The sequence below is a fragment of the Gottfriedia acidiceleris genome (assembly GCF_050457485.1).
In the GTDB taxonomy this organism is placed as follows: domain Bacteria; phylum Bacillota; class Bacilli; order Bacillales; family Bacillaceae_G; genus Gottfriedia; species Gottfriedia acidiceleris_D.
Map to the genome: position 1 here is coordinate 370,723 of NZ_JBCMJM010000007.1, position 22,293 is coordinate 393,015.

A 22,293-nucleotide genomic window follows, 5' to 3' on the forward strand; every position below is an offset into this window, starting at 1 on the left:
AGCACCCTTTCCTCTTACTTAATTTGTAAAACAATTTTAACTGCGTCGGCTACTGAAGGAACGATATACGAAGCATATTTCTTAACTTCATCGTCAGCATTTTCCATCGCAAAGCTATTAGGAGTGAGTTCAAACATAGAGATATCATTGTATGCATCACCTATACAAGCAATTTCATCAGGTTTAATTCCTAATTTTTCGATTAGTATTTGAATTGCTGAACCTTTACTTACGTTAACTGGAACGATATCTAAACAATTTTTAGCAGAAATAAAAGAAGTTACAAATTCAGGTAGTTCTTTTTGTAATTCTTTTTGTAGCTCAAGTAAGTCCTCATCTTCACCTAAAACTACATATTTTTTTGGAGTAATCGATTTACCTAAATCGGTTTTTAGTGTTTTTAATTCAACTGCATTCATGCTAGAGTTCTTTTCAATTTCTCTTACTAAATCGGTTTTTTCTTCTATATAGTATGTTGAATTATCAGCTACATAGATTAAAAATTTATCGTGTGAAATCATTTCGTAAACTTTATCGATTACACTTGGATGGAAGGTTGCATCTAATAATGCTTCGCCATCATTTGAATAAATATAAGTTCCATTCATACTAATACGGTGAAAATTACCTTCTAAGCTTTCCATAATTTTTACGATTTCATAATCTAAACGTCCGGATGCAAAACATAATAAAACACCGCGATCTAAAAGGGTTTTTAATGCTTCTACATCATGTTCAAATAGTTGACCTTGGTGAAACATCGTCCCATCCAGATCACTAACAAATAACTTAATCATTTTTCTTAACACCTACTCAATTTATATTTATACTTTTATATTCTATCCTACTATAATAGATTATCAAAAAAATATGATTAAATTATGAAACTTAAACTGTGTTTTAACTTTTTCAGAAAAATTATGTTATGATATAAAAGCGATTTTTTAAACTTGGGGGTGATAAAAAAAATGTCAGAGATGTCAGTATGTTATACAATTAAAAAAGTTCTTAATAATAATGTTTTAATAGCGAAAAATCCCGATCATACCGAAGTAGTTTTGCTAGGTAAAGGCATCGGTTTTAATAAAACTAGAGGAGATTTAATTTCTGAAGGTGTAGTAGAAAAAATGTTTATCTTAAAAGATGAACAAAAACAAAAACAATATAAATCATTAATCAACTTTATGGATGAAAAATTAATGGGTACGCTGCAGCAGGCGATTTATTTAATTTCAGAAAGAACGGGATGTACTTTAAATGAGCAAATTCATATTGGGTTAACAGACCACTTAATATTTGCGATCAAGCGTATTAGAGAAGGCTATAATGTTGATAATCCGTTCCTACAAGAAACGAAAGCAATGTATCCAGAGTATTTTAAAATTGCACAAGAAGTTATTGATTTGATAAATAAAGAAATAGATATAAATTTACCGATTGAAGAAGTAGGGTTTGTAACTCTTCATATCGTTAGTAATTTATCGATGGAAGTTGTGTCGGATGTAAATAAGTTTTCTCAGATTATTAAAGATTTAGTAATCTATATAGAAGAATATTTAAAAATTGAAATTGATAAAGAAAGTATTCATTATTCAAGATTAGTTCGTCATTTACGATTTTTAATTGATCGTATATTTCATGGTAATTCATCTGAAGAGTCACCAGCTCTGGGCATAATCTTAAAAAAAGAATATCCTGTATGCTATGACTTAGCATGGAAAATTTTAAAGTCAATCCAAGCTTCATTAAATAAAAAGGCAAGCGAAGCCGAAGTAATATACTTAACCTTACACTTAGAACGGCTTGTTCAAAGTAAAATTAATTAATAATTCAATTAACCTAATGAGAAATTTGGTTCTTTTAAGCATAGAAAATAAATATTTTAAAAAATAGGTAATTTGGCTTGATATTTTTAAATTCTATAGATATAATGAAAGCGAAATCATTAAAAACATAATTGAATATTGTACACATTAAACGTGTTACTGATTCGATCAGGCATGAGTTGAAAAAATGTGAATTATTATACTTGGGTAGGGGAAACTATATCCAGGATTCAATAATCTCATTTTTTCTGCTCATGCCTTTTTTGTTTGGACAAAAGGAGGATTATAATGTTTAAGAAAATCTTTGGAGTTTTACAAAAAGTTGGTAAAGCGCTTATGCTTCCAGTTGCAATTTTACCAGCTGCTGGATTGTTACTTGCATTCGGTAATGCATTTCAAAATCCACAAACATTAAAGTACTTACCATTTCTTGACGCACACTGGTTCCAACTAGTTGCAAAAGTTATGGAACAATCTGGTGACATCATTTTCGGTAATCTGTCATTATTATTTGCAGTAGGTGTTGCCGTTGGTTTGGCAGGAGGAGAAGGTGTTGCAGGTTTAGCAGCAATCGTTGGATTCCTGATCATGAATAAAACAATGAGCGTGTTCAAGGATATTGGACATTTTGTCGTTTTAGATAAAGCTTTAAATATTGCTAAATTTGATGATCCATCCTATGCGTTTGTATTAGGTATCCCTACACTTCAAACAGGTGTATTTGGCGGGATTATCGTTGGTTTAGTAGCTGCATGGGCTTATAACAAATACTTTGAAATTGATTTACCTTCTTATTTAGGTTTCTTCGCTGGTAAACGATTTGTTCCAATTGCTACAGCAGCATTCTCAGTAGTACTTGGAATATTAATGTGTTTCATTTGGCCACCAATCCAACATGGCTTAAACGCATTCTCGCATAATATGATCGATGCGAATTTAACGTTATCAGCATTCGTTTTTGGAGTTATTGAACGTTCATTAATACCATTTGGTTTACATCATATTTTCTATGCTCCATTCTGGTTTGAGTTTGGTTCTTATACTGATAAAACAGGTATGGTTGTACACGGAGATCAAAAAATCTTCTTCGCTCAATTAAAAGACGGAGTAAAATTAACTGCTGGTACATTCATGGTAGGTAAATTCCCATTCATGATGTTTGGTCTACCTGCTGCTGCACTAGCTATGTATCATGAAGCAAAACCTGAAAACAAAAAAATCGCTGGTGGTATTTTAGCATCAGCAGCATTAACTTCTTTCTTAACAGGTATTACAGAACCAATTGAGTTCTCATTCTTATTTGTTGCACCAGTATTATTCGGAATTCACGCAATCTTTGCTGGTTTATCATTTATGGTAATGCAATTATTAAATGTAAAAATTGGTATGACTTTCTCAGGTGGTCTAATCGACTTCTTATTATTCGGTGTTTTACCGAATAGAACTGGCTGGTGGTGGGTAATCATCGTTGGTTTAGTATTAGCAGTGATTTACTACTTCGGTTTCCGATTTGCAATTAGAAAATGGGATTTAAAAACTCCAGGACGTGAAGATGCAATCGCTGAAGATACTAAAAGTAATACGCCAGCTAATGAATTACCATATGAAATTTTACAAGCATTAGGTGGAAAAAGTAATATTTCTTCATTAGATGCATGTATCACACGATTACGAGTACAAGTAAATTCAAAAGATGAAGTAAATAAAGATCGTTTAAAATCATTAGGTGCTGCTGGAGTTCTTGAAGTTGGAAATAATATTCAAGCTATTTTTGGACCTAAATCAGATACATTAAAATCACAAATTAAAGACATTATGACTGGAAAAACACCAGTTGTTAGTCAAGAAGCACATAAAGAAACAGCTTCAGCAGTAGATACTACTATTGAAGAAGCGATTATTAATCCTATTGAAGGGGAAATAATCCCAATTACAGAAGTACCAGACCAGGTATTTTCTGGAAAAATGATGGGTGATGGATTTGCGATTATTCCTTCAGAAGGTACAGTTGTCTCTCCAGTAGATGGCGAAATCGTAAATGTATTCCCAACAAAACATGCGATTGGTATTTTATCAAATGGTGGAAAAGAAATTTTAATCCATATTGGTATTGATACGGTAAAACTAAATGGTGAAGGCTTTGAAGTACTGGTATCACAAGGTGAGAAAGTAACAAAAGGTCAACAATTAGTTAAAATTGATTTACACTTTATTCGTGAAAATGCACCTTCTACAATTACACCTGTTGTATTTACAAACTTAGCTGAAGGACAACAAGTTGTAATTGAAAAACCAGGTAAGCAATCAAAAGGTGAAGTAGGCATCATTAAGATTAAATAAATCTAATTAAATAGACGAAAAATGTTTGATTTTAAAAGGGGTAGTATAGTTGACACTATGCACCCCTTTTAATAGAATATTTATAGTAGGCCAAACGTCTATACCAAAAATGTAGATTTAATCACAAAGGAGATAAATTAATATGGAAAAAACTTTTAAAGTAACAGCTGATTCTGGAATCCACGCTCGTCCAGCAACATTATTAGTAAATGTAGCAGGTAAATTTAATTCTGATATCAATCTTGAGTATAATGGTAAAACAGTTAATTTAAAATCAATCATGGGTGTAATGTCTTTAGGTATTCAACAAGGAACTGAGATCAAAATTAGCGCTAACGGTGAAGATGCAGAACAAGCTATCGCTGCAATCGATGATACAATGAAAAAAGAAGGTTTAGGCGAATAATGTCTTTACATATTAAAGGTATTGCCGCTTCTAGTGGAATTGCAATTGCAAAAGCATTTCGCTTAGAAAATCCTGAATTAAACATTGTTAAAAAACAAATTTCAGATATTGATGCTGAAATTGCTAAACTTGACAATGCAATTCAAGTTTCTAACACTGAATTAGAAAAAATTCGTGATCACGCAAATGCTGAACTTGGAGAAGATAAAGCAGCAATCTTTTCTGCGCACATCTTAGTTTTAAATGATCCAGAGCTAGTTAACCCAGTTAAAGATAAAATTAAGTCTGAAAGTGTCAACGCTGATTTTGCTATGAATGAAGTTGCTTCAATGTTCGTTCAAATGTTTGAAAGCATGGATAATGAATATATGAAGGAACGTGCTGCAGATATCCGCGATGTTACGAAACGTGTAATGGCGCATCTTTTAGGCGTTACGATTTCTAACCCTGCTAATATTACTGAAGAAGTAATTATTATCGCAGAAGATTTAACACCATCTGATACAGCTCAATTAAACCGTAAATATGCATTAGGTTTTACAACTGATATTGGTGGTCGTACATCTCACTCAGCTATTATGGCTCGTTCTCTTGAAATTCCTGCTGTTGTAGGGACAAAAGAAGTAACAAGTAAAATCGAAAATGGCGTAATGGTCATTGTTGATGGATTAGATGGTCATGTAATAGTAGATCCTTCGAACGAAGAATTAGAAGAGTATAAAGCTAAAAAAGAAAAATTCGAGCTTCAAAAAGTTGAATGGGCTAAACTGAAAAATGAGCCAACTGTAACAAAAGATGGACATCATGTTGAGTTAGTAGCTAACATTGGTACGCCTAATGATGTAGAGGGCGTTATCAATAATGGTGGTGAAGGTGTTGGCCTTTACCGTACTGAGTTCCTATATATGGGACGCGATAACTTCCCATCAGAAGAAGAGCAGTTTGAATCATACAAATCAGTTCTTGAAAGTATGGGTGATAAACCGGTAGTAGTAAGAACACTAGATATCGGTGGAGATAAAGAATTATCTTATTTACACTTACCAAAAGAAATGAACCCCTTCTTAGGTTACAGAGCGATTCGTTTATGTTTAGATCAGAAGGAAATATTCCGTACACAATTACGTGCATTACTTCGTGCTAGTGTATATGGTAACTTAAAAATTATGTTCCCTATGATTGCAACTTTAGATGAGTTCAGAGCTGCAAAGGCTGTTTTATTAGAAGAAAAAGAACAGTTAGTAAAAGAAAATGTTCAAGTATCCGACAATATTGAAATTGGTATGATGGTAGAAATCCCTGCTTCTGCTGTTTTAGCAGATGTATTCGCTAAGGAAGTTGATTTCTTTAGTATCGGGACTAACGATTTAATCCAATATACAATGGCTGCGGATCGCATGAATGAACAGGTTTCATATTTATATCAACCATATAACCCATCTATTTTAAGATTAGTTAAAATGGTAATCGATGCTGCAAACAAAGAAGGTAAATGGGCTGGAATGTGTGGAGAAATGGCTGGAGATGCATTAGCTATTCCTTTACTTGTTGGATTAGGCTTACATGAATTCTCTATGAGTGCTACTTCAATCTTACCTGCTCGTAGTCAAATGGCTAAGCTTTCTAAGGCTGAAATGGAGATATTAGCTGAAAAAGCTTTATCTATGTCTACAGCTGAAGAAGTTGTTAACTTAGTAAATAGCATCTAAAATAAAACAATAAACAACAGGGAAACCTGTTGTTTTATTTTTAAGATTTTTAAGATTATGTAAGTATTTAGACAGATGAAAAACTGAATCGAAAAATTCCTACTGTTGACAAATTCGCTTCTTTAATTTAGTGTATGTTTAAATTATTAAACGAATAAGATTATTTTTGGATAATAAAAGTAGGTGGAAGATTTGAGTAAAGAAGCAATTGAAGTATTTAGAGAATGTATTCCCTTGTTCCAAGCGTTAAGCGATCCTTACAGACAGGATATCATTTTAATGTTATCAGAAGGTGAAGCGCTAACTGTTAATGAAATTACGGAAAAAACTTCATTATCTAGACCGGCTATATCACATCATTTAAAAATATTGCGTGATAATCAATTAGTACAAATTGAGCAAAAAGGCACACATAGATATTATTCATTAGCAATTGATTCTTCTCTAGAATTACTTAAGAAATTAATCATTACTGTTGAGCAACATTGTTAATGAATCGTAATGACATAAAAGGGACTCCGACTTTTGTCAGAATCCCTTTTACTTTTCATTTATGATTAAATCCAAATAGACATTTCTTTTGCAGAAAAACGTGTTGTATGATGTCCAGGTACTTTTTCTTTACCGATGGCAATCAACATTGTTGGAATATAGCGTTCATCCGTTAAGAAAGTTTCTTTAAACGCTTGTTCGTTAAATCCGCCGATTGCACAAGTGTTCCAACCTTTTGCAGAAGCAGCCATTATTAATTGCATACCAGCAAGAGAAGAATTCAAGATACCTTGTTCACGATTACGTTGCTCTGTTGCATAAGCATTTTCAACGTTTGCTTTTAATTTGTCTTTTGCTTCTTGAGTCATAAAACCAGCTTCCACTGCAGGGCCAAAAACTAAGTCAACATTTTTTGCTGATTGTGTATCGGCTAATACAGCAATTACACATGAAGCATCTTTAATTTGACCTTGGTTATATGCAACAGGTAATAATTTACCTTGCGCGTTTTCACCATGGAATACAACGAATTTCCAATGTTGTAAATTCCAAGCAGATGGTGCAGTCATTGCTGCATCAAGAAGTTCAGTAATTTCGCTGCTACTGATTTCAGTAGAAGAATCGAATACTCGAGTAGAGTTTCGTTCTTTAATCATTTCAAAAAATTGTTCATTTTTCATATGAAAATACCTCCAAATATTAGGTGCATTAGATACATTTTTATGTACTTTTTTAATATAGATAGTTCCATTATTAGAGTCAACAAATTAGTGTTGAAATAACCTAAATTTAATTTGAAATAAGGATTAGTTTGCTTATTTTTTTAAAAGAATAGCTCAGGCTTTTTTATTAATATTTTTTATGTTAGTTTATTTATGGATGTTAAAAGAGGAGTGTGTAATATGGAAGCAATTAATTTAAAGGATTTACAAGTTGGATTTATCGGAATTGGCGTTATGGGTAAAAGTATGGCAAAGCATTTAATCGATGCAGGTGCAAAATTACATATTTATAACCGTACAAAAGAAAAAGCAAATGAATTAATTGATTTAGGTGCAACTTGGTATGATACACCTAAAGAATTAGCACCAAATTGTCAGGTTATTTGTACGATGGTCGGCTATCCAAGTGACTTAGAGGAAGTATATTTTGGCGATAATGGGATCATCCAATCGGCTTCAAAAGGGACAACATTTATCGATTTTACAACTTCGACACCAACTTTAGCTAAAAAAATTGATGAGCTAACAAAATCAGTAAGTATGTCATCATTAGATGCACCTGTGTCAGGTGGAGATTTAGGGGCAAGAGAAGCTAGATTAGCGATTATGGTTGGTGGAGAAGAAGAAACTTTTCATAAAATGTCCACATTATTTGATGTTTTAGGAAAAAATATTGCGTATCATGGAAATGCTGGTAGTGGACAACATGTAAAAATGTGTAATCAGATTGCAATAGCTTCAGGTATGTTAGGCGTTTGTGAGGCACTTGCATATGCTTCATCAGCAGGATTAGACGGTGAAAAAGTATTAGGAAGTATTTCTACAGGTGCAGCAGGTAGTTGGTCATTATCTAATTTAGCACCTCGTGTTTTAAAAGGAGATTTCGAGCCGGGATTCTATATTAAACATTTTATAAAAGATATGGGAATCGCAATTGAAGAAGCTGAAAAGATGGAATTAAATCTACCAGGACTTTTACTTGCAAAAAAATGCTACGATGAACTGTCTAAAAATGGTTTAGATGAAAAAGGAACGCAAGCACTTTATACTTTATACGATCCGTCTCACCACATTCAATAACTTAATGAATAGAGGTTAACAAGTGCAAAATTTTCAACTTGCAAAGTTTTATCAACGATTAAGTGCGTTTTTATTCGATACGTTTATCGTTTCAGTAGCTTATGGGATCATTATCGCTATTATTACAATGAATCCAGAGAAGATATTAAGTCGTTTTAATTCTACATCAGGAAATTCAACGGTCGATTTAATCGTAATTTCAATTATTATGATCATATTATTTGTAGTTGTTCCACAATTTAATAAAGGGATGACATTTGGTCAAAGATTTTTAGCTATTAAAATGATAAAAGATAACTATGAAGAAACGACAATGATACTATTTTTCATCCGTTTTATCTTTATAGCAGGAATATCAGTTCTATTTTTAGGTGTACCATTAATAGTTAATGTCTATTTAATGTTATTTAGAAAAGACCATAAAACAATTCAGGACTTGTTATTTAAAACAAGAGTAATACAAGCTAGATAAAAAGGCAGGGGAGGATTAAGAAATCCACCCCTGCTTTTTTATTTTAATTTCTAAGACTAGTTACAAACTCTTCTAATCGATCACATGCAATTTCTAGTTCTTTCATTGAATAAGCATATGATAATCGAATATATGAATCTCCATATTCAGAAAAAGCTTCTCCTGGAATAACCGCTAGATTATGTTTTTCTACTAGATTTAGTGCGAACTCCATGGATGGCATATTGAATTCTTTAATTGATGGGAATAAATAAAATGCACCTTCTGGCTTAATACAAGGTAGCCCTATCTTTTCTAATCGATCAATCATATAATTACGTCTTATTTTATATTCCTTTGCCATTTCAATTGGAGAATCAATGCAATCTGTTAATGCTGTGATTGCTGCATATTGAGATATTGATGTAGCGCATGATACGTTATACTGGTGTACTTTTAAGATTTCCTGAGCTAAATAAGCAGGCGCATAGATAAAACCAATTCTCCAACCAGTCATAGAATGTGATTTGCTAAGACCGTTTATGACAATTGTCTTTTCTCTCATTCCAGGGTAATTTGCAATTGAAGTATGAGACGAATCATATGTCAGCTCACTATATATTTCATCTGATAAAATGAATACGTCTTTCTGAGATAAGTAGTTAGCTAATTTCTCAAGTTCCTCTTTCGTTAATGTGACACCTGTTGGGTTATTTGGATAAGGTAAAACAATACAACGTGTTTTTTCAGTGATCTGTTCTTCTAATAATTCAGGTGTAATTTTAAAACCACTATTAGATGTATCTACAAAAACTGGTTTTGCACCACATGTTTGAATAATGGGTGCATAGCCAGGGTAGATTGGTGCAGGAAGAATAACCTCACACTCATCGTTAAGGATTGTTCTGAATGTAACATCTAGTGCTTGACTAGCCCCTACTGTAACGATTACTTCGTTCGTTGGATCATAGGATAAAGAATATTTTTTCTTTAAAAAATTTGAAGCAGCATTTCTAAGTGCAGGCAGTCCTGCATTAGGAGTATAGACTGTTTGATTTTGATTAATTGCATGAATAGCAGCTTCTTTAATAGGTGCTGGAGTTGGGAAATCAGGTTGACCTAATGTTAATGCAATGACATTGTCATATTTTTCAATTTTTTGGGCAAATTTTCTAATACCAGAGATTTGAATTTCTTTTACACTTTCGTTTATATATTTGTTCATTTTAAAACCCTCTACTTATTATTTTTATATTAAAATTAAACTTTTTAATCGAACTATTCAATGAAATTTTCTTCATTTTACCATATAATAAAAAAAGTATTTAGTAGTGAAATAATTTGATTGCCTAAAGAAGGTGAGTAATAACTTGTTACAAGTAATAGGAATAACTAAAAATAAAGTAATCGATCGTAATATAACAATTGCAGATGCAAAATCAAATAATTACTTATGGTATTGGGTAGATATTGATGAACCGACCGAAGATGAGATTCAACTTTTATCAACCGAATTTAATTTTCATCCTTTAGCGATTGAAGATTGTTTGGAATACGTACAACGACCTAAACTTGACTACTATGAAGGATATCATTTTTTAATATTGCACGAATTAAATAAAATAGACTTAGAGGAGACGGAACTGGATATTTTTGTAAGTGATCATTATGTTATCACATTTCATATGCATAAAAGTCCGACTGTACAACTAGTTTTAGATAATATTATGTCAGATCGTCGAGCTTCGAAGAGTCCACTTCATTTAACTCATCGAATAATTGATGAGCTTGTTGATAGTTATTTTCCACTAATTTATCGCTTGGAGGACGAACTATCAGACCTAGAAATTGATCCATTAAAGAAACAAGTAAATAATGCTGTAGAAAGATTATATGATATTAAATCGGATTTATCGAAATTAAGAAGGACGATTTTACCAACTCGTGATTTATTATATCGAATCCTTAATTCGAATCGATTTAAAGATATATCTGAACATCGAATTTATTTTGAAGATATACACGATCATTTAATGAAGCTTTCGGATATGATTGAGACGAATCGAGATTTAGCTTCTGATATTCGAGAAAGCTATTTTTCATTAAGCTCAGAAAAAATGAATAATATTATGAAAACATTAACAATTATATCATCTTTCTTTTTACCACTAACGTTTATCGTAGGCTTATATGGAATGAATTTTCATTATATGCCAGAATTAACATGGAAATATGGATACTTATTTATTTTAATTTTAATGGGATTTGTTACGATCCTAATGTACATATTTTTTAAAAGAAAAGGTTGGTTTTAAGTCGTTAAGCACTTAAGCTTGACGACTTTTCTTATATTTTAGAATACTTTGTAATAATGTGTCTTTCTATGTAGAAATGTTTTTTTCGTATTTTTTGTATTAATAATTAGAAGTTTAAATAACTATGTTATAATTTGTTGAAAGAAGGGGTGGGGGACACTTTAATGCTGCAATTAAAAGATTTGTTAATTCAATTTGCAATCATAATCATTCCGGTCTTTTTATACGAAATGTTCTGGCTTAGTAGATACCACAATACAAGCCCAAAACAAAATAGAATATTAGTTGGATTGCTAACTTTTTTTAATATTTTTATTTGCTTGCTTTACCCAATTCACATTAGTGAAAGCATGGCTATTACTTTTAGTATTTTATTAATCTATTCATCTATTTTATATGGTGGAAGATTGATCGGAACGATTATTATTTTAACGAAAGCAGTTTTTGTGTATTTGCTATATGGTTTAGCTTCTTTGAAATCTTTTCCATTTGAAGTGATTTCGTGTATCTTACCATTTATTGTTTCACCACATTGGGTTAGTTTTTCTAAACGAAAGAAATTTGCTTTAAGTATTTTAATGCCAATTTTATTTTCGTTCAGTATGGTCTGTTTGCTTTATTATGAAGCCACGGTAAATGGTATAAAAGAGTACCAATCAGATCAAACAATTTTTTCGGCGTGCATATTTTTTACTGTTTTAACAATTACAATGCTATTTCATGTTTATTTAAGAGAGTTTTTATTTGAAAATGCTGAAATTCGTGTTCAAATGCAGAAATCAGAGAAATTAAATATGGTGAGTGAACTTGCGGCGAGTGTAGCTCATGAAGTTAGAAATCCATTAACAGTTGTAAGGGGTTTCATTCAGTTAATTGAGAATCAAGAAAGTGGAACGAATAGAGAGTATATGAAACTTGTATTAGCTGAACTAGACCGGGCAGAAAATATCATTTCGGATTATTTAAACTTAGCTAGACCTCAAATTGAAGAAAAGAAAATAATCAATATGACAGAACAACTGAATGAAGTAACAACATTAATGTCAAGTTACGCCTCACTGCAGGGTGCTTTCTTACAAGTAAATGTAAATGAGGATATGTATACTGTCGGAGATCGGGCTAAACTTAAACAAGCAATCATTAATGTTCTAAAAAATGGTGTAGAAGCTATAAAGGATACGAAAGGCTATATTAAAATCGAAGCAAATATTGAGAAAGTAAGAGATCGAGAGTACATACGAATTGTTGTGAAAGATAATGGAGTAGGTATGTCGAAAGCACAATTGGATCGTTTAGGACAACCTTTTTATTCTTTAAAAGAAAAAGGAACAGGTCTTGGTCTAATGGTTACTTTTAGTATTATCGAAGCTCATAAGGGTACGATTGAGTATTTAAGTGAAGAAGGCAAAGGTACTGAAGTTCATATAGTCTTACCAGCTTATCATCAAGAACAGAGTGAAGAGGTATAATGAAAGAATAAAGAGAAGGGAAAATTCCCTTCTCTTTTCAAACTAAAAATCTTTAAAATTCATAATATAGTAAAAGTACTAAATAAATAAACAAATTATTTTAATGATTTAGGTTTAAAAAAGAGTGACTTAATTGCATTTTTCCAGTCTCTTTCTTTTGAGGCAGCTACCATTTTTTTTGTTTCCTGTAATTCTCTAATCATCCTCATTAATTGAGCATCTCGACCAGATTCTTTTGATTTAATTTCTTCAAACATTTGCTCTAATTTTTCATCTTTTTCTTCTATTACTGTTGCTAACCCTTGAAGCTCTTCACTTTTTTCTTCTACCGAATATAATATTTTTTCTAACTTTTGATCCTTCTCCAAGTTCTGTTTGATTAATGTTTGATTTTGAGTTAGGATTTGTTCATTTTGATATGCTAAATTAGTAATTTGGGACATAAACTCTTCAAACATAATTTGATTAGAATTTGTCGGTACAAAAGTAGTAACATTCTCTTTTGAAACGATAGGTTCCGTTACTACGTTTGAATCATTTAACTTTGAAAGAACTACTTCATCAGGTAGTTTTTTATTTTCCTCAAGTACTTGTTCAACAGTCATTTCTTCAAAACGATAGTCTTGGACTTCTTCATACTCAGAATTTTGATCTGTATGCACTGATAATTCACCAGATACTGTAACATGCTCTTCTTTTTGTAAAGATTGCTCTATTACGACTTCTTCAATTATTTCTAATTGTGATACGGAGTCTTCAAACATCTCATTATCTTGTGAAAAAGATTGCTCCATTACATATTCATCAATTGTTTCTAGTTGAGAAAGTGATTCTTCTAAATGCTTAGTATCTTGTGAAGTTATTTGACTGATCTCTATTACTTCGATAGGTTCTTTTTGGGATACAGACGCTGCTATAGGTGCTTCTTCTTGTAAAATGGAATGATGGATTAATTCCAAATCAATTGTTTCAATTTGGGATTCTGCTTCTTCAACAATATCATTCTTATTTACTTCAATTAATTCCATGTCATTCTTCATATCAAAATTTTTATGTATGTTATTTTCTAGAGGAATATTCGGGGTGTTATTTGTAACGATTTCAATATTTTTTTCTGTAATTTCATTCTCAATTGAAGTTGTTTCAATTACATGAACTTCAGATTGACTTTGAACTGATTGGTTATTTAATGCATATTCAACTGATTGTAAAAGATTTTCATTCTTTTGGTACTCATTAATTATCATTTGAAATAATTCGAAATCGTTTTGATTATAGATCCTAGTATCTTGGTTCTTTGTAAAATGATATTCTTTCTTTTCTAGTTCCTTACTAATTTCTCTTACACGAGATTTACCTATTTTTAATTTCTTTGAAATGTCTTTACTTGTAAAAATTACTGACATTTGATATCCTCCTGAAAAATATGTGTTTTTAGAACATTCAATACAAAGTTAAATTTTTCCTACCTAATCTACTTAAAATAATTCTACAATGTATAACAAAGTCCATATGATTAGTAAAATTAAAATCAATATATGAGGAAAAATAGTGAAAAATAGAAAATATTACTTAAAAAGTAGCATAAATTCGACTAAAAAAAAGAGAGTGACTCAATGTTTAATCACTCTCAAACAAAATCTTTAAATTTGTAATCTAATCTATCAAAAAGTAGACATAAAGTAATCTATTGATCTGAATTTGTTTGCTTATTTGTTTTTTCTAATCCAGCTTCTTGAAGTACAGCCTTTTGAGCTTGTCCTTTTTTACCTAAATAATTATGCTTAGCACCGAAGTATAAAATAAAAAGGAATGAAATTATATTAATTACAGCATCAATTTGTTCATTATTTAGGAATTTAAACCCAAAAGAATTTAGTAACAATTGAAGTGCAAATAAGAACCCAGCAACATAACGAATAATATCTTGTATGTTATTATTACCGAACATATCAATCACCCCCTATTCATATAGTATGCTTGTCTCAATTAATAGGTGAGACAAATCTACTAAAATATGAAAGGAAAATAATGATTTTCCGAACATTCAAATAAAAAAGGGAAGGATTAAAAACCCTTTAATTTAAAAGGTCTTATAATCTTCCCATTTAATCTATATTAATGTTAATTTAGTAAGAATTGTTTCAACTTATTTCTCTTGCTTACCTTTATTTTTACGAATTGGTTCACTCGGAAAAGTAAATGTAGAGTTATTTAGAAATGAAGAAGCTCTTAAAAATTGCCCCGGGGTATTTCTTCGGTAGTTAGATCCGTTTTTGAAATGGTTTTCAGATTTAACGTTTTGAATACCTAAGAAATGATGAAGTATTTTTTTGGCATAGCTTAATGACATGGATACTTTTGGGTTACGATGAGTATTTTCTAATATTCCTAAATGCGGGAGAAGTTTAAAGTCTTCTTTTAACGGTGGTATATGAAAGAAAAAATCTCCACAAGCAATCAATACATCAGATTGTTGTTTACTTGACTTGGGATTATTTGAAAAATGTAATCCAACTTTCTTAGCAATTCCTTTATCAATAAGCTTTAATATAGCTTGTCTTTTTAGTGAATATAGTTCACTTGGTTCAAGTGCTGTTTTAGCATGTTTATTTACAACAAATATTGCCTGAAAAATTTCTTCATTTGTAAAATTTAGTTTATTCAGGCTAGGTTCTTTCGATTTCATGCTTCTTAGTTACCTCCGAAAAATAATAGATATGAATATATTATATCTTTAGTTTAAATTTTTTCAAATCAAATATGGAGAAGTGGTTATAGAATAAAAAGCTAATCGAAATAATATTCATTAAAGCGACTAGCTTTTTTATTTAATTAGTATGGATAGGGTCCTATGTTACCTGGCGAATTTAATCCTGCATTACTAGGTAGATAAGCGCCAGGATTTACAGGTGGGTAAGGTTGTTGGTATCCAGGGTACCCACCACCGAAACCACCACCAAATCCACCACCAAATCCACCACCGTACGGAGGATATGCTGGATATTGTGGGTATGGTCCATATGGCGGATAATAAGGTGGTCTAAACGCTAGTGCACCTAACGCGAATCCGCCTGCTAATCCCGCTAATCCTCCTATTATTGGCAAAATTGGGAAAAATGGAACAAAGCGTTGTTCGTTATGATCAAAGTAGTAGGATGGAGCATGATCGTCTCTATAATAATGATTTAAATTAGGGTGATATTGATAATTCATGTATTTAACCTCCTCTCTTGTCTTCAATATTAGTGTATGGAGTACTAAAATAATTGAGCAAGTACCCATTAAAATAGGTAACCAACCTAGTATGGGTGAGAACCGTGAGGAATTATCATTCTTACTTTTTAATTTGGCCTTTAATTTCAATTGATACTAATTCAGGTGGAGTAAATAGGCGAATTGGTAGTTTAGTTGTTCCAATTCCATTTGAAACGACTAAATGACTATTATATTTACTTGATAGGGTGTAAACACCTCGGTTGTATTTCTTTGCATATGGAGGCATTATAAAAGACTTATATAAAGGTAAATAGATTTGTCCGCCATGGCTATGTCCAGAGAGCTGAAGATTTATCGGATAGTTTTTCGTCAAATCAGCAATGTCAGGTTCATGAGCTAGAACAACTGTATAACTATTTTTTTGAATTCGTTCTAAAATGTCATTATATTGTTTGTTTCCTAGCATATAATCATCGAGACCGATAAATGAAACTTTTTGTTTTTGAACGTAATAAGTTTTTTCTTCGTTTTTTAATAATATAAAATTGCTTTCGGTTAACAGCTCTTCGTATTGTTCAGTAAAATAACCACCATGATCATGGTTACCGTATATTGCTAGCTTTCCTATTTTTGGACTAAGTTCTTTTAAAAGCTGAATAACTTCATGCTTGTAGGAAAACTTTCGTATATCACTAACCAAATCCCCAGTAAATAGAATAAAATCAGGCTTCATTTGGTTTATATTACTTACGACCTTTTTAAATCGTTCTATATCTTCTTTATTATTAAAATGAGTATCAGAGATTTGTATTAATTTAATAGTAGTATTTGAATTTAACCGATTGTCTGAAAAGGTTAAATGCTTAGTTCGAATTGATGTTGGCTCAACATAGACTGAATAATAGATTGTACAAATTAATAGTAAAAAAAATGATGTAAGTTTTATTTTCAATTGTCCCCCGACCTTTTTAAAGAAATAAATACTGCATACTATATTAAATAGTTTAATTGTTAAAAATATTCTCAAAATAATAAAATGTTGTTAAACTATAGAATACAAAGGGAGTGATACGAGTGAAGGATAAGGTTGTAATCGTTACTGGTGGCTCTAGTGGTATGGGGAAAGCAATGGCTATGCGTTTTGCAAAGGATGGTGCAAGAGTGGTCATTGCGGGAAGAGATTTAGAAAAATTAAAAAATGCAAAAGAAGAAATTGAACAATTTGAAGGTCAAGTATTACCAATAGCTATGGATGTTCGGGATCCTGAATTAATTAAAAATATGGTCAATGAAGTTGATCAAACATTTGGAACGATAGATTTCTTAGTAAATAATGCGGCTGGTAATTTTATTTGTGCTGCAGAGGATTTGTCTGTAAACGGTTGGAACACGGTTATAAATATAGTTTTAAATGGAACCTTTTATTGTAGTTCTGAGGTAGGACGGTATATGATACAACATAAAATTAAAGGCGCGATTACAAATATAATAGCTACATATGCCTGGGATGCGGGTCCTGGAGTTATTCACTCTGCATCAGCTAAAGCTGGTGTTCTTGCTATGACAAGGACTTTAGCAGTTGAGTGGGGTAGGAAATATGGAATTAGAGTCAATGCGATTGCTCCTGGACCTATTGAGCGGACAGGTGGAGCGGCTAAACTATGGCTTTCTGAGGAATTAGAAAACAGAACAATACAAAGTGTACCACTAGGCAGGTTAGGTACTCCTGAAGAAATAGCGGGACTTTGTGCATATTTATTTTCAAATGAGGCTGGTTATATTAATGGTTCTTGTTTTACAATGGATGGAGGACAGTCCTTACATCAATACCCATTCTAGAAGGAGGTTCAAAATGGATCCTTTAGACGTAATAAGTAACTTAGATAAAGTCGTACCATATTTTCAACCAATATATGGAGCCGATACACAAAACTGTGTAGGAGTAGAGGTTGTTGGTAGACTAAAACTTGAAAATTTACACAGCCTTGAATTCTTCTTTGCAAATGATTTGGTGCCAGATGACTACTTATTAGAGGTTGACAATCATATATTAATTCAAGCTCTTGATGAAGTTGTACAATCTAAATTCGATGGTGGTATTTTTATTAATCGTCACCCTTCAGCACTTCTTTCAGATGACCCAGAAAATCTTTTATCGATTTTACAATCATATGAAGAAAAGGACATACAACTAAATAAAATTGTCATTATTCTTCAACATCAACTTTTTTATGGTTTTGAGAAAGAACTAAAAAATTTAATTACATATTATCAAACTTATGGTATTAAATTTGCGATTAATAGCGTAAATGAGAAGTTAATTAACTTAGAAAAACTTCGATTTTTGTCTCCTGATATCATTAAAATCGATTTTAAAATGGTTCAACAACTTCATACATCATCATTTCAAGATTTATTAAATTCCGTAATTTATGTGGCAAGAAAAGTAGGGGCATCGATGTATTACGATGGAATAATCGATTCAATTCAATTAAGAAATGCATGGAAGAATGGTGGAAGATTCTATCAAGGCGCATACTTGTTTAAACCACAACCATCAATTAGTCAGTTAAATCATGAATGTGAACCACTAAAGAATGATATCTTAAAATATATTCGAGGCGAAAAGAACAAATTAATTGCGCTTAGAGATATGACTAATTTAATACAACAAAAAGTCGAATCGACAATTAATAAATTTAAATTAGGAGTGGATATAAATTCATTTTTAATTAATATATCAAGTGAATTAAATTCCTTTTGTTTTAGGATGTATATTTGTGATGAGGATGGTTTTCAGCAATCAGCTAACTTGTTTAAAATTAATGGTGAGCAGTGGGAGCTTCAAGAGAAGTATAAAGGTAGAAACTGGAGCTGGAGGCCGTATTTTTTAGAAACCGTTTTGAAAATGCAATCAAATGATCAGGGACAATTATCAGATATGTACAGAGATATTGAAACAGGTGAAAAGATTCGAACGTTTTCTTATCCAATGAATAATGGAAGCTATTTATATATTGACTTAAGTTATGATTTTTTATTTAAACATAATGAGTTACTTTTTTAATGACTCTCTTATAAGATTTAATCAAAAAATGACTGTCGCTTTGAAAAAAGGCAGTCATTTTTTAATGCTGAAAAAGAAGTTGTCAATTAAATAAGTAATGTCTTGTAGATTTCCTCTACAGGTTGCTCGCTTTCCATGGGGCATGAGCTGAACCTCCTCGTTCCTGCGGGGTCTCAGCCTTCCTGCATATCCCATAGGAGTCGAGCAACCTTCCGTTCCAATCAACTTGTTATCAAAAAAAGTTTGCCATTAAAAACTTTAGAAAAATCTTTCAAAGGAAGTGCAAATAGCAAATAAAAAAAGTCAAATCTTCAATCAAAATCATAAAACCTGCAATAAGGACACAAATCATGTAGTTGTAGAGTAAAAGAATCAAAAACATAGTAGGAATTACATTGTAAATCAAATACAAATACATTGTGTAACTTATACAAAAATTAAGGCTATACCAACAAAGATTACAACTTTATGTTCCGATTTCAAAAATGACTATAATATCGTTTCAACTCTCTGAATTGACAGTCAATTTTATTTGTTTAGATGCTAAAAAAAAAATAATTTTATTTAAAACAAGAAAAGACAAGTACGATTGGTATTCTTTGTCTTCTTAAAAACTCTTCTTCGCTTTTAAAATGTGTTTGTTTTGGAGTACCTTCATGTAGTTGATCAATCCTGAATCCAGTTTTTCTTAAAAGATTAAAATATTGTTCGATTGTTCGATGGTATTTAACTACAACTTTATTCATCCATGGTTCCTTTCTTTCGCCAGTTCGAAAGTAATCGTCTACAATCCAATTTTCGCGTCGATCTCCTGAGAGTTTGCTTAAAAAGGAGGCAGTAGTTAATGGATGTTGTACACTAAATATAAAATGGCCGTTTTCCTTTAAGCTGTTAAATATTTTTTGAAATACTAGTTCAATGTTTGAAATATAGTGAAGTGCAAATCTAGAAGTGACAAGTTCAAATGAATTCGTAGGAAAATGATATTCCTCGATTGAAGTATGATGGACGGTACCTACTGTATCCTTTAAATTGGTCAAGGCTGCTTTAATCATGTGCTCTGATCCCTCGATACCTGTATAGGTTTTAGCTCCTAGAAGTAGAAGTTCATTACCGAAGGATGCGTCACCACAACCTAAATCTAATATGTTTTTTCGATCAACATTCCCAATTAGTTCTTTGATGATTGGTCCTTCGATTGCATTGTTAGGACTATCTTCTCTATTCTTTCGTCGAATGTATGCTGAAAAAAAATCATCTTGAGTGTAAACCGTTGAACCACGATACTCCATAATAACACTCCCTAATCGTTTAAAAAATTTTAAAAAAAATGAAAAATTGACACAAATTATCTAACTTTAACATTAAATTTGATCTAGATAAAGGGAGAAATTACCCAGAAAAAATTTTGATTTGAAGCTAAGAGTTTTAGTTGATCTTAATCAAAAATCGACGAATTCAAATATAAAAGCCTATTTTAATTAAAAGTAGTGTTTTTCTCTGTCAACTAATGTAAAAAAGATAAGAACGATTCGTATAGTAAATTTCAATATAATAATGATACGATTAGTAAAAGTTCAGCCCGAGGAGGATTTTATTTGAGAGGACTTATTTCGAAAGTTCTTTTTGCATCGTCCGTCATGTTTTTTGTTTTTCATTTTATAGGAGTTGGGTAATGAGAAACTATTTTTAGGACAAGTCCTTGAAAAACTCTTAAATCACAAAAGAAGTATAGATTGAAAAAACACCTAAATGGATGTAAACAGTTCATTTAGGTGTTTTTAATTTGAAAAGGAGGGTGAATAGATAGGATTAACGTTTTTGTAATGCAGCTTCAATTTGCTCCATCTGAACGCCTCTAATTACCTCATCATCAATTATTAAAGTAGGTGTTGAGTATGAATCTAACTCAAACATCATTCTTTTTTTAGCACTTTCATCTTGTGATACGTTATATTCAATATAAGAAGCATTCATTTCTTTTAAATAATTTTTCAAAAATTCACAAGGAGGGCAACCATCTTGTGTGAATAATTCGATCTTCATAAAACGACATCCTTTTTTATTTTTTCTTAAAGCATTTGTATAAAACTATTATGACATAGAAAAATATAGGATATAAAGAAATTTGTTTTTTAGTTGAAACGACTATTTTTCTTGAATTTATCTTGAAATACAAGTATTCTTATTAATGGACACTTACATAGCTGAAATCTATCAGAAGTTTTTTGGATAGAAATTGTAAGAAAGTAAAACCTATATTTAGGGAATGACACATGGTAGAAAGGAGTTCTAATATGTCTTTATTATTAGGAATTTTAGAACGCTTAGAAAGTTTAAAACAACAAGCTACGAACGGTGAGGTTGCTCAAAGATATTTTGAAGTTAACGGTGAAAGAAAGTGTAGCGTAAAGTATTCTGAGAAAAATGAAACATTTGAATTAGAAGTATTTCAACAAGGTGAAAAACCACAAACGTTCCCATTCGATAATATCGATATGGTAGCAATTGAAATATACGAAATTATTTCATAAGAAAAGAAAAAACAAGCTTAGCTTGTTTTTTCTTTTTTTTTAATATTTTATTACAAAATAGTAAGGGCGTGCTAATCCCAATTCTTAATGAATACATTATTATGTATTGTTATGAAAAGGGAGGTCATATACGTGAATAAAGATCAGTATCGATTTTACAATGTAAGTGAAAGAAATATGAGTTTTGATCATGTTGTTGATCGGCTATATCATTTTGTAAAAAGTGATCCTAATAAACAATATCGACTTTCCATTGGAACAGATTCTCAGGTTCATAGTAATGGAACTAAGTTTATTACAGCACTTCACTTGCATAGAGTAGGTAATGGAGCTTGGGGATGTTTACATACTTGTTGGCATCACAAGAAAATCCGAAATTTAAAAGAGAAAATATTTCTAGAAACTATGTATAGTCAGGAAATAGCTTTTTTATTATCACCTTTTCATTTAGAAAAAATATTTAGTCCTCTTCATGAAAATGCTAATTCGAATAATTTTAGTTTTGAGATTCATCTAGATATTGGTACGATGGGGCTAACGAAAGAGTTTATACAAGAAATGACATCTAAAGTAAGCGCAATGGGAATCATTCCTAAGATAAAACCTGATTCTTATACAGCATTTAGTTATGCAAATAAATTTACAAAATAAGAAGTTTAAACT

23 protein-coding genes are annotated in these 22,293 nt (G+C 31.4%); 13 read left to right on the plus strand and 10 right to left on the minus strand.

What is annotated here, in order from left to right; genetic code table 11:
* Positions 1–14: 14 nt before the first annotated feature.
* Positions 15–797, minus strand: coding sequence for a Cof-type HAD-IIB family hydrolase (locus tag ABEY15_RS08115; protein WP_429889596.1), 783 nt, complete (start codon positions 795–797; stop codon positions 15–17).
* A gap of 180 nt (positions 798–977) precedes the next feature.
* Between ABEY15_RS08115 and glcT the strand changes: the two genes are divergently transcribed.
* From glcT to ABEY15_RS08140, 5 genes are all read left to right on the plus strand, one after another.
* A complete protein-coding gene (gene glcT, locus ABEY15_RS08120) occupies positions 978–1,826 on the plus strand; it encodes a glucose PTS transporter transcription antiterminator GlcT (protein WP_429889661.1) in 849 nt (282 codons plus the stop codon).
* 288 nt (positions 1,827–2,114) lie between these two features.
* Positions 2,115–4,166, plus strand: a complete 2,052-nt coding sequence (gene ptsG, locus ABEY15_RS08125; protein WP_429889597.1) for a glucose-specific PTS transporter subunit IIBC — start codon at positions 2,115–2,117, stop codon at positions 4,164–4,166.
* 142 nt (positions 4,167–4,308) lie between these two features.
* On the plus strand, positions 4,309–4,572 hold the full coding sequence (locus ABEY15_RS08130; RefSeq protein ID WP_025568635.1) for a phosphocarrier protein HPr: 264 nt from the start codon (positions 4,309–4,311) through the stop codon (positions 4,570–4,572).
* Positions 4,572–6,281, plus strand: a complete 1,710-nt coding sequence (gene ptsP, locus ABEY15_RS08135; RefSeq protein WP_335480572.1) for a phosphoenolpyruvate--protein phosphotransferase — start codon at positions 4,572–4,574, stop codon at positions 6,279–6,281. The genes ABEY15_RS08130 and ptsP overlap by 1 nt, the downstream gene beginning before the upstream one ends.
* 192 nt (positions 6,282–6,473) lie before the next feature.
* Positions 6,474–6,773, plus strand: coding sequence for an ArsR/SmtB family transcription factor (locus ABEY15_RS08140; RefSeq protein ID WP_025568637.1), 300 nt, complete (start codon positions 6,474–6,476; stop codon positions 6,771–6,773).
* A gap of 65 nt (positions 6,774–6,838) precedes the next feature.
* Here ABEY15_RS08140 and ABEY15_RS08145 read toward each other — a convergent pair whose 3' ends face one another.
* Positions 6,839–7,453 (minus strand): nitroreductase family protein, encoded by a 615-nt coding sequence (locus ABEY15_RS08145; RefSeq protein ID WP_429889598.1) that lies wholly within the window; start codon positions 7,451–7,453, stop codon positions 6,839–6,841.
* 231 nt (positions 7,454–7,684) lie between these two features.
* On the opposite strand from ABEY15_RS08145, the gene ABEY15_RS08150 reads away from it, so the two are divergent.
* Both ABEY15_RS08150 and ABEY15_RS08155 read left to right on the plus strand, forming a co-directional pair.
* Positions 7,685–8,575, plus strand: coding sequence for an NAD(P)-dependent oxidoreductase (locus ABEY15_RS08150; RefSeq protein ID WP_429889662.1), 891 nt, complete (start codon positions 7,685–7,687; stop codon positions 8,573–8,575).
* Positions 8,576–8,597: 22 nt separating this feature from the next.
* Entirely contained in the window at positions 8,598–9,047 is a 450-nt protein-coding gene (locus ABEY15_RS08155; protein WP_025568640.1) for an RDD family protein, read from the plus strand.
* 43 nt (positions 9,048–9,090) lie between these two features.
* Here the strand turns inward: ABEY15_RS08155 and ABEY15_RS08160 are convergent, their stop codons facing one another.
* On the minus strand, positions 9,091–10,251 hold the full coding sequence (locus tag ABEY15_RS08160) for an aminotransferase A (protein WP_429889599.1): 1,161 nt from the start codon (positions 10,249–10,251) through the stop codon (positions 9,091–9,093).
* Positions 10,252–10,396: 145 nt separating this feature from the next.
* On the opposite strand from ABEY15_RS08160, the gene corA reads away from it, so the two are divergent.
* Both corA and ABEY15_RS08170 read left to right on the plus strand, forming a co-directional pair.
* Positions 10,397–11,341, plus strand: coding sequence for a magnesium/cobalt transporter CorA (corA, locus tag ABEY15_RS08165; protein WP_429889600.1), 945 nt, complete (start codon positions 10,397–10,399; stop codon positions 11,339–11,341).
* Between the two features lie 164 nt (positions 11,342–11,505).
* Positions 11,506–12,810, plus strand: coding sequence for an ATP-binding protein (locus ABEY15_RS08170; protein ID WP_429889601.1), 1,305 nt, complete (start codon positions 11,506–11,508; stop codon positions 12,808–12,810).
* A gap of 95 nt (positions 12,811–12,905) precedes the next feature.
* Here the strand turns inward: ABEY15_RS08170 and ABEY15_RS08175 are convergent, their stop codons facing one another.
* The 5 genes from ABEY15_RS08175 to ABEY15_RS08195 form a co-directional block, all read right to left on the minus strand.
* Entirely contained in the window at positions 12,906–14,216 is a 1,311-nt protein-coding gene (locus tag ABEY15_RS08175) for a DUF3967 domain-containing protein (protein ID WP_429889602.1), read from the minus strand.
* A gap of 281 nt (positions 14,217–14,497) precedes the next feature.
* Positions 14,498–14,761 carry a phage holin gene (locus ABEY15_RS08180; RefSeq protein WP_429889603.1) on the minus strand — a complete coding sequence of 88 codons (264 nt, stop codon included), beginning with the start codon at positions 14,759–14,761 and terminating at the stop codon, positions 14,498–14,500.
* Positions 14,762–14,959: 198 nt separating this feature from the next.
* Positions 14,960–15,499: a YkyB family protein gene (locus ABEY15_RS08185; RefSeq protein ID WP_025568646.1), complete on the minus strand. Its 540-nt coding sequence runs from the start codon at positions 15,497–15,499 to the stop codon at positions 14,960–14,962.
* 146 nt (positions 15,500–15,645) lie between these two features.
* Positions 15,646–16,026, minus strand: coding sequence for a hypothetical protein (locus ABEY15_RS08190; protein WP_429889604.1), 381 nt, complete (start codon positions 16,024–16,026; stop codon positions 15,646–15,648).
* Positions 16,027–16,147: 121 nt separating this feature from the next.
* Entirely contained in the window at positions 16,148–16,981 is an 834-nt protein-coding gene (locus ABEY15_RS08195) for a metallophosphoesterase (RefSeq protein WP_429889605.1), read from the minus strand.
* A 122-nt stretch (positions 16,982–17,103) separates the two neighbouring features.
* Here ABEY15_RS08195 and fadH point away from each other — a divergent pair, with 122 nt between their 5' ends.
* The gene (gene fadH, locus ABEY15_RS08200) at positions 17,104–17,868 is read left to right on the plus strand and encodes a 2,4-dienoyl-CoA reductase (protein WP_429889606.1); all 765 of its coding nucleotides are present in this window, start codon (positions 17,104–17,106) and stop codon (positions 17,866–17,868) included.
* Positions 17,869–17,881: 13 nt separating this feature from the next.
* Complete coding sequence (locus ABEY15_RS08205; protein ID WP_429889607.1) at positions 17,882–19,096, plus strand: EAL-associated domain-containing protein; 1,215 nt, start codon at positions 17,882–17,884, stop codon at positions 19,094–19,096.
* Positions 19,097–19,656: 560 nt separating this feature from the next.
* On the opposite strand, the gene ABEY15_RS08210 is transcribed toward ABEY15_RS08205, so the two are convergent.
* Both ABEY15_RS08210 and ABEY15_RS08215 read right to left on the minus strand, forming a co-directional pair.
* Positions 19,657–20,388 (minus strand): class I SAM-dependent methyltransferase, encoded by a 732-nt coding sequence (locus ABEY15_RS08210; protein ID WP_429889608.1) that lies wholly within the window; start codon positions 20,386–20,388, stop codon positions 19,657–19,659.
* Between the two features lie 520 nt (positions 20,389–20,908).
* On the minus strand, positions 20,909–21,142 hold the full coding sequence (locus ABEY15_RS08215) for a glutaredoxin domain-containing protein (protein ID WP_025568652.1): 234 nt from the start codon (positions 21,140–21,142) through the stop codon (positions 20,909–20,911).
* A gap of 251 nt (positions 21,143–21,393) precedes the next feature.
* Between ABEY15_RS08215 and ABEY15_RS08220 the strand changes: the two genes are divergently transcribed.
* Positions 21,394–21,630: a YkuJ family protein gene (locus ABEY15_RS08220; protein WP_056474223.1), complete on the plus strand. Its 237-nt coding sequence runs from the start codon at positions 21,394–21,396 to the stop codon at positions 21,628–21,630.
* A gap of 177 nt (positions 21,631–21,807) precedes the next feature.
* Entirely contained in the window at positions 21,808–22,281 is a 474-nt protein-coding gene (locus ABEY15_RS08225) for a ribonuclease H-like YkuK family protein (RefSeq protein ID WP_387324921.1), read from the plus strand.
* The last annotated feature ends 12 nt before the right edge of the window (positions 22,282–22,293 follow it).